The sequence below is a fragment of the Eggerthella sp. genome, from assembly GCF_048329335.1.
Lineage (GTDB): Bacteria > Actinomycetota > Coriobacteriia > Coriobacteriales > Eggerthellaceae > Eggerthella > Eggerthella lenta.
On record NZ_DBFEGU010000142.1, the window covers coordinates 1 to 8,953 of the forward strand.

The 8,953-nt window shown below is 63.9% G+C and carries 5 protein-coding genes; all 5 read right to left on the reverse strand.

Annotated features, from left to right (window positions below):
- Window positions 1-133: 133 nt before the first annotated feature.
- Window positions 134-1,792, reverse strand: a complete 1,659-nt coding sequence (locus ACMO6A_RS04350) for a Na+/H+ antiporter NhaC family protein (protein ID WP_009305640.1) — start codon at window positions 1,790-1,792, stop codon at window positions 134-136.
- A 365-nt stretch (window positions 1,793-2,157) separates the two neighbouring features.
- Window positions 2,158-3,159, reverse strand: coding sequence for a YdcF family protein (locus ACMO6A_RS04355; protein WP_015759797.1), 1,002 nt, complete (start codon window positions 3,157-3,159; stop codon window positions 2,158-2,160).
- A gap of 803 nt (window positions 3,160-3,962) precedes the next feature.
- On the reverse strand, window positions 3,963-5,501 hold the full coding sequence (locus ACMO6A_RS04360) for a sodium:solute symporter family protein (protein ID WP_086414121.1): 1,539 nt from the start codon (window positions 5,499-5,501) through the stop codon (window positions 3,963-3,965).
- Between the two features lie 752 nt (window positions 5,502-6,253).
- The gene (locus tag ACMO6A_RS04365; RefSeq protein WP_086414123.1) at window positions 6,254-7,495 is read right to left on the reverse strand and encodes a phenylacetate--CoA ligase family protein; all 1,242 of its coding nucleotides are present in this window, start codon (window positions 7,493-7,495) and stop codon (window positions 6,254-6,256) included.
- 356 nt (window positions 7,496-7,851) lie between these two features.
- Complete coding sequence (locus tag ACMO6A_RS04370; protein WP_227110588.1) at window positions 7,852-8,826, reverse strand: diguanylate cyclase domain-containing protein; 975 nt, start codon at window positions 8,824-8,826, stop codon at window positions 7,852-7,854.
- Window positions 8,827-8,953: the final 127 nt, after the last annotated feature.

The following is an 8,953-nucleotide window of genomic DNA, read 5'->3' on the forward strand; positions in this document are numbered from 1 at the left end:
GGCGGGGAGCGACGCTGGGCGCAAGCGACGCCGGGCGACACAGGGCGGCTTCGGGCGCAAAAAAGCGCCCGGGGCGGAGTGGCCGTCCCGGGCGCTCGCTGCGCTTCGCTTGCTCGCTTGCCCGCGTTCGCGCTTACGCCTTCACCGCCCCGTACTTCGAGCGGTTCAGCACCAGCACAGCCGCGATCATCAGCACGGCGCCCACGACGAGCGCGATCCACGGGTTGCCCGTGAAGCCGGCGATGATGTAGCCCACCAGACACACGGCCGCCACCACCGAAGCGTACGGCAGCTGCGTAGCCACATGGCGCAGGTGGTTGCACTGCGCGCCCGCCGACGACAGAATGGTGGTATCCGAAATAGGCGACACATGGTCGCCGTACACCGCACCGCCCAGCGTGGCGCCGATGGCCACGAGGAACAGCGGATCTTGCGCCGGGAACACGCCGATCACGATGGGCAGGATCAGCGCGATGGTTCCCCACGACGTGCCCATGGCGAAGCCGATGAACGCCGCCACCACGAAGATGACCACCGGCAGCAGAGCCAGCCCCACGCCGATGCTGTTCAGGAAGCCGCTGACGAACTCGCCCGTACCCAGCAGGTAGCGGCACGTGCCGCCTAGGCTCCATGCCAGCACGAGGATCATGATGGCGCCCACCATGGAGCGCACGCCCTCGGCCACGCCGTCCATGTACCCCGACAGCGTCATCAGCTTGCGCGGCAGGAACATGGCCGCCGTCACCACCAGCGCCACGCACACGCCGATGCACAGGCCGAACACCGGGTTCTCGCCCACAGCCGTGGCGAAGTCGACGCCCTGGAAGAAGCCGCCCGCGTACAGCATGCCCAGAATCGAGAAGATGATGAGCACGATGATGGGAATGATCAGGTCGAACACGCGTCCCTTGTCCGAGATGGCCATGCCCTTGAACTCTTCGACGGCCACCTTCGCAGCCTCGTCCAGCTCGTCCTCCTCGGCTACAATGGTATCCAGCTTCGCCGGCAGCGCGTCGGCCGCGTTCGGATCGGAAATGCCCACCGTCGACATCGACTCGAGAGCGCTGTCCTTCGACGGAATGCGATGCTGCTGGTCGGCCGGCTTCTGCACCTCGGCCTCGGCAACGCGCATGGGGCCGAAGTCCTTCTTGGTAGCGCACATGAAGAAGACGAACACGATGGTGAGCAGCGCATAGAAGTTGTACGGGATGGACTGGACGAACGTGGTGAAACCGCCTTCGCCCAGGTAGCCGCCTACGGCCACGGCCCACGAAGACACCGGCGCGATGATGCAGATAGGCGCCGCGGTGGAGTCGATGATCCATGCCAGCTTCTCGTGGCTGATGTTAAATCGATCGGTGACGGGGCGCATGACCGCGCCCACCGTGAGGCAGTTGAAGTAGTCGTCCACGAAGATGATGATGCCCAGCACCGCAGTGAGAATCTGCGCCATCTTCGCGTTCTTGATGTGCGTAGACACCCACTCGGCGTACGCGCGCGATCCGCCGGCGGCCGCGATGACCACCACGAGCGCGCCCAATAACGCAAGGAACAGCAGCAGCGCCCCGTTGCCGGCTATCTGCTCGGCCATCATCTGCGGCACCATGGTGAACGAGTCCACCAGCGGCTCGACGCCCACGCCGTTGAGCGAGAACTGGTAGATCACCATGCCCACGAACACGCCGATGGCCAGCGAGGAATACACCTCCTTCGTGATCAGCGCCAAACCCAGCGCAAGAATCGGCGGTATGATTGACCATACCCCCGTGCTGATGAGGTCGAATCCTTCCATATGATCCCCTTCGTCGTGCTATTCGCCGAACGGCATGCACGTGGTTCCGCCTTCACCCTCGCCGCGCTTCTCCCGACGCGATGCTTGAGGACGCAGGCCGAATCGCCGCCGCTCGGCACCAGTTTCCTAAGTATACAAGGACAAGCGCGCCCGAGGGGGCGAAAACGCCGATGTTTTCGATCGACGAAGCACGCGAGCACGAACGCGAGGGGCCGTGCGACGCCGGGCGCGGGAGCAAGCGCGAACGCGAGGAGCCACGCGTGTCGGACGCGGGCGCAAGCGCGAACGCGAGCCGCGCGACGTCGGACGCAAGTGCGAGCGCGACGCGTTAGGCCGTGCGACGTCGGGCGCGGGCGCAAAGCGTTCTACAGCTGGAACAGCGCGATGGCGGCGAAAGGGAGCCAGAACACGAAGATAACCACGAACGGCCAGCGGTGGGCGTTGCTGACGGCCACGTATTCGCGGATGAACGCGGTGGGCCAGAAGTAGCGCGCGGTCCTGCTGCCCACCCCGTCGGCGGCCAGCCCGATCTTGTGCGCGTACTCGGCCGTGCGGAACACGTGGTAATCGCTGGTCACCACTGCGGCGCGGTACGCGCCCGCGCCCGACCGCGCGTCCATGATGGCTTTGGAGTTGCGCAGGTTCTCCATCGTGGTGGTGGATCGGTTCTCCTCGATGACGGCATCGGCGGGCACGCCGCGCTCCTCGACGAGGTACGTGCGCATGGCCTCGGCTTCCGACACCTCCTCGTCGGCGCCCTGGCCGCCCGACGCGATGATGACGGCGCGGCGGTGGTCGGCCTCCCATAGCTCGACGGCCTTGTCCAGGCGCGCGGCCAGCAGGGGCGTGGGCTTCGTGCCCGACAGGCCGGCGCCGTGCACGACGATGTAATCGTAATCGCGGCGCTTGGGCAGACGGCGGTACAACCACGAATACAGCAGCAGGGCCGCGAACGTGAACGCCACGTACGAGCCCTCCATCAACACCAGCAGCGCCAACGCCAGCACGATGGGCGGCGCCTGGACGAACAGCAGCACCGGACCTCCCACGCACGCCATGACGATGCAAAGCGCCAGCAGGCCCGGCAGCAGATGCGACAGCGACAGGCCTTCGCGCTTCACCACCACGAACGTGTTCGCCAGCAGGAACACCACCAGCGCCACCGTGCCGAACGGGATGGCCGCCAAGCCGATGAGCACCAGCCACGGCAGATCGAACTGGATGGACAACCCGTACAGCGCGAACAGGCACAGCAGCAGGAAGTACAGCGCGTTGCGGAACTGCCGCGGTTCCTTGCGGTAGTTCTTGGCGAACAGAAACCCGAACACCAGCGCGGGAAAGTATATGAGAACAAGCTGGAAGATCATGCGCGTGCTTTCACGAGAGCCGATACTGGCTGACAGTATACCGCGGAACGCGAGCCGCCGCCCCCTTCGCTCCCGCGGGGCGCGAGAACGCAGGGACGGAACGAGCGCAGAGTACTCAGGGGCTGGAAGTTCCGAGTCGCGAGTCGAACGAGAATCCTCCCTAACCCCCCCCCAACAGCACACAAGCCATCGCGCGGCGCGCTGATGCGAGCCGTAGACGGCGCGCGGTGCCACCACCCAAGACGAACGGGTGTTTCACGTGAAACACCCGGGCGAACCGGCCGGTTCGACGCATCGCCCTCGGCAGCGTTGCGCACCGAGTTATCCGCGCAGTCGAAGGCTCCCCCGGATGGCGAAAACCCATCGAATTCGGAAATTTCGTCCGCGGCGTAGCCGCGCTGAGGAAACCCCTCCCGCATAATGCCTGGTGGCAGAGGATACCTTACGCGGAACCTCGCGCCGAACAAGCGCGACGCGCGCGATAGCTTCCGAATTCGATGGGTTTTCGCCATCCGGGACGCGACGGGCTGCACGGAAGACCGTCAGACGGAACAGCGCGACCCTTGATAAGGAGCCTCTTCGGGCGCAATGCGCCAAACAGGCGGTCGTGACCAGCGCTTCGCGCGATACGCTCGCGAAGCAAGCCGGTGCTTCATGCGAGACACAGGCGGCAAACGGCTTCCGAGATGCAAGCTTCGCTCCAAGAACACGCCTCGTTCGCTGAAGCGTGTTCTTGGAGCGAAGCGCCCTCTGCCGTCCCGCAGACTTTGAGACGACAGAGGTTTCGAAGCTTCGGCTCAGAACTACTCCGCTTCCAGCTCCTGCTCGTATTCGCGGTCGATGGCTCCCTCGACGTGCGGCGGGTCGACCTCGAACTCAACGCGCTTCGTGAACAAGCTGACCACCGGCACGATGATCAGCGACAGCACCATCGCGATGGCGCCGCAGTTGATGGGCGACGCGATGAACGCCGCGCCCACGAACCCGGCGATCATGTTGCCCGTGGTCAGACCCACGCCCACGATGAAGCTGGCCCACACAGCCGGACGCGAGACGCGCTTGGAGTACAGCCCCCAGAAGAACGGCCCCAAGAACGAGCCGGCCAGCGCGCCCCACGAGATGCTCATCAGCTGCGCGATGAACGTGATGGACGAGTTGTACTGCACCAGCGCGATCACCGCCGAGATCACGATGAACACCACGATCAGCACGCGCATGTAGCCCAACTGCTTCTTCTCGCTCATGTTCTTCACCACGTTGTCTTTCAGCAGATCGAGCGTCAGCGTGGACGACGACGTCAGCACCAGCGATGACAGCGTGGACATGGACGCGCTCAGCACCAGCACGATCACGATGCCGATGAGCAGGTCGGGCAGCGTGGACAGCATGGTGGGCATGATAGAGTCGTACACCGGCGTGCCTGCGGCGGTCATCTCCACCTGATCGCCGTACAGGCGGCCGAACCCTCCCAGGAAGTAGCTGCCGCCGGCCACCACCATGGCGAACACGGTGGAGATGATGGCGCCCTGCTTGATGGCTGGACCGCTTTTGATGGCGTAGAACTTCTGCACCATCTGAGGCAGACCCCACGTGCCCAAGCTGGTCAGCACGATGACCCCGATGAGATCGGGCAGGTTCGGCCCGAAGAAGCTGACGAACGGCCCGGCCATCTCGCTGCCCTCGGCGGGAATGAGCGACAGCGTGGTGAGGGCCTCGGTGAAGCCCCCGTTGTTCACCAGCACCGCCACGATGACGGCAACGATGCCCAGCAGCATGACGATGCCCTGGATGAAGTCGTTCATCACCGTGGCCATGTAGCCGCCCAGCACCACGTACACGCAGGTGATAACCGCCATACCGATGACGCACACCTCGTAGGGCAGGCCGAACGCCATGCCGAACAGGCGCGACAGGCCGTTGTACACGCTGGCCGTGTACGGGATGAGGAACACGAAGATGATGGCCGCGGCCGCGATGCGCAAACCCTTCGACTGGAACCGCGCGCCGAAGAACTCGGGCATCGTGGACGCGCCCAGGCGGTGCGTCATCTCGCGCGTGCGCGGGCCCAGTACCCACCAGGCCAGCAAGCTTCCCAGGATGGCGTTGCCGATGCCGATCCACGTGGCGGCCACGCCGTATTTCCAACCGAACTGACCGGCGTAGCCCACGAAGATGACGGCGGAGAAGTAGCTGGTGCCGAACGCGAACGCGCTCAACCACGGCCCCACGTTGCGGCCGCCCAGGATGAACCCGTCGACGCTTCCGGTGTGTCGTCGGCAGTAGATGCCGACGCCCACCGCCACGCCGACGAAAATAAGCACCATGCATATCTTTTCGATCATGAGTCTTCCTATCGATTCATGCGCGCCGCCCGTCGGCGGGCGCTCTTCCCCAAGAAAGCGAGCCCCGTTTTGCTTCGTGTTCCGCGACCGGATGTTTCACGTGAAACATTTGTTCCTTTGTCGCACTGCAATGCGATGAATTGTTTCACGTGGAACATCGCGTCGGGAAGGGCCCGCGCGGTGGCGCACATGACTTTGCCGGAACGCAACACCCGTCGGCACGACGCCGACGAAGCACCACGGGCAAACCCATGTGCTAGAGGTATCGATAGGAATAATAGGAAACGGCACGGTAGGCGGTTCGACCGGCCAGGGGCGCGTCAGAGGCGTCGGCCGCACGATGGGCGACAGCGCTGACCGCGTCGATTGCGCTGGTCGTCACGGCGGCGTGGGACGCGTGGGGCGAAGCCGGCTGCGCGGCGAATACCGTTACAAGCGAGTCCGCGGGACGCGGAGCGAGGGAGCGGCACACAGCCGCGACGGCGAGCTGAAGCTGCCAGCGCTGTTCGACGGCGGTATGTCCCTTCGCGGAATGCATGCGCATACTCTACCATAGTGGAGCGCCTCCATCATGCAAAAAGTTCGCAAATCCCCCTCCGCCGCCGAACGGATGTTTCACGTGAAACATCCGGAAGGCATCCGAAGCTTCCGCATCATCTAGCTTGCACCAAAGAAGGCGGTTCGCGCGCAAAAAGAGGGAGGCAGCCCGTCAGGGTGCCTCCCTCCACGTACGAGAAAGCTCCGCTTTGCGACTAGTACCGGCTGTCGAAGATGCGCTTCGTTTTCTTCTCGCTGCGGGGCAGCTCGCCCATGGGGACGCCCTTGGCATCGGGGGTGCAGCCGCACTTCGCCTTGAAGATGAGGGCCAGCTCCTCCTCGGCGCGCGTCTTCGCCTCGTCTTGCAGCGGGGTTTCGAACAACACGGTGAGCACGTCCTTGCCGCTGATGTTCTCGATCATCACCTGGTACTCGCTGGACGTGCCGTCGGTGGCGGCGATGACTTCCTCCACCTGGGCGGGGAAGATGTTGCAGCCCTTCACCTTGAACATGTCGTCGGTGCGGCCGGTCAGCGTGTCGATGCGCGGGTGGCGATGGCCGAAGCCGCACGTGCAGTCGCCCGGGATGATGCGCGTGAGGTCGTGCGTGCGGTAGCGGATGAGCGGGGCGCCCTGCTTGCGCAGCGTGGTCAGCACCAGCTCGCCCACTTCGCCGTCGGGCACGGGCGCGCCGGTGTCGGGATCGACCACTTCCACGTACACGTAATCGTCCCAAATGTGCATGCCGTGATGCTCGTCGCACGATATGCCGATGCCAGGGCCGTACACCTCGGTCAGGCCGTAGATGTCGTAGATCTCCACGCCCAGCTCGCCCGCGATGCGCTGGCGCATCTTGTCGCCCCACCGCTCGGAACCGATGACGCCCTTGCGCAGGCAGATGCGGTCGCGGATGCCGCGCTCGGCGATCTCCTCGGCCAGCAGCAGCGCGTAGGAGCTGGTGGCGCACAGCACGGTGGACTTGAGGTCCTGCATCATGCGCAGCTGCTTCTCGGTGTTGCCCGGCCCCATCGGGATGGTCATGGCGCCCAGGCGCTCGGCGCCCAGCTGGAAGCCGATGCCAGCCGTCCACAGACCGTAGCCGGGGGTGATGTGGATGCGGTCGCGGTTCGTGATGCCCGCCGTCTCGTAGCAGCGTGCGAACTGGATGGCCCAGTCGGTGACGTCCTGCTGCGTGTAGGGGATGATGACCGGCGTGCCCGTGGTGCCGCTGGAGCTGTGGATGCGCACGATCTCCTCGTCGGGCACGGCCTGCAAGCCCAGCGGATAGGCGTTGCGCAGATCGTCCTTCTCGGAGAACGGAAGCTTCTCGAAGTCCTCCTGGGTTTGCACATCGGAGAGGTCGATGCCCTCGAACTTGGCGGCGTAAAACGCCGAGCGCTCCTTCAGCGTGGCGAACTGCTGCTTGATGAGGGCGAACTGGTCGTTGGTAAGCTGCATGATGATCCCCTTCTGGGACGATGGTCTTCTACCGGATATGAGGATGCTTCAAGCCCGCGGGCGCGAGTCTTGAAGCTAAAGCCATCGACCCGCCGAAACCACGGCTGGGAAGGAGAGGATGTCGTTGTCGTTCGCGAGTTCCATGCGTTTATTCTAGGCGAAGGGCGTGCGATTGCAAACCCGCAAGTTCCCCGGGAAGCATCATCGCCCCAAAAACACGCCTCAACGCGTGAAGCGTGTTTTTGGGGCGATGATGCTCCGACATCGGCCTTACGATTTCTGGCCAGAACGACAAGACGAACCAGCGCGCAGGGCGGTTCGGCACCGGCTATCATGCGACCCAGTGCCGACGGCGATCACCAGCTGTAGCAGCCTTTTCCGTTGTCCTTGCTGGCGTACAGAGCGCAATCGGCGGCGCGGTAGAGGTCGAAGAACGTCTCGCCTCGCACAACGCGCACGATGCCCACCGAACATCCCAGCTCTACGGCACGCGAAGCAGAATGCGATCCCCATGCCTCGATAAGCTCGCACGCTTTGCATTGGGCTTCCTCTACCGAAAGCGGGCAGGTAGAGAACACGGCGAACTCGTCGCCTCCCATGCGCCCGACCAGCGCATCGCGCGGGAAGACGCGCAACAGCACGTCGGCGAACTCTTGGATGACCCGGTCGCCTTCAGGATGGCCCAACGTGTCGTTCACCGTTTTGAAGTTGTCGAGGTCGATCATGAAGAAAGCGCTGCCCTCGCCGCCTTCGACAAGCGCCGCTGCCACATATTTCTCGAACGCGGCATGGTTCAACAGCTCGGTCATAGAATCGAGCTCGGCGCGGCGCTCCATAGCCTTGGAATACTCCAAAGCGGCGTTCGCCTGCTCGGTAGCCGTTTTCGGATAGTACTCTTCGCGCCGTTGATCGACGTTGGGCGTGGAATGATGCAGATGCACCAGCAGCCACCGGTCGCCCTCGCGACGGAATACCAGCGTGAAACGCGTGTCCATTTCCACGAGCAACGGTTTCGGACGGTCGGGTCGCTCACGCGCCCACAACGTGCCGAACACGATGCAGGTGTCCTCGCCGATGGCGCGCGGCTCGTAGTACTCGTCGAGGATCTCGAAGGTGATGTCCTGAGCTTCTTCCTGATCGCGCTCGAGTCCCGCGAAGAACGCCTCGAGGTTGACATAGAGCTCGTGCTTTCCTGTGCCGATGAGCGAGAGGTTCTGCGGATCCATGGTGTCCACGATGAATTGAACGCTTTCGTCCGAAGGCTCGATGATGTACGCGTGCCAAAGCTTGCGCGCCAAATCGACCGCTTCCTGCAGCAACACCTGATCCATCGCCCGCCCCATAACGCCCTCGCCTTCCGCCGACTATTCAAACAAAATTTGAATGACCGCAGTATACATCAGGGGGCGGTGCTTAAAGACGATGGCGACCCCGAACGCGCAAGGAGCCTTCCCCAAC

Bases quoted from the DNA above. Each gene is read 5' to 3' on its own strand.
- ACMO6A_RS04365 (WP_086414123.1), bottom strand. From the start codon at position 7,495: ATGCAGCTTACCAACGACCAGTTCGCCCTCATCAAGCAGCAGTTCGCC.
- ACMO6A_RS04355 (WP_015759797.1), bottom strand. From the start codon at position 3,159: ATGATCTTCCAGCTTGTTCTCATATACTTTCCCGCGCTGGTGTTCGGG.
- ACMO6A_RS04370 (WP_227110588.1), bottom strand. From the start codon at position 8,826: ATGGATCAGGTGTTGCTGCAGGAAGCGGTCGATTTGGCGCGCAAGCTT.
- ACMO6A_RS04360 (WP_086414121.1), bottom strand. From the start codon at position 5,501: ATGATCGAAAAGATATGCATGGTGCTTATTTTCGTCGGCGTGGCGGTG.
- ACMO6A_RS04350 (WP_009305640.1), bottom strand. From the start codon at position 1,792: ATGGAAGGATTCGACCTCATCAGCACGGGGGTATGGTCAATCATACCG.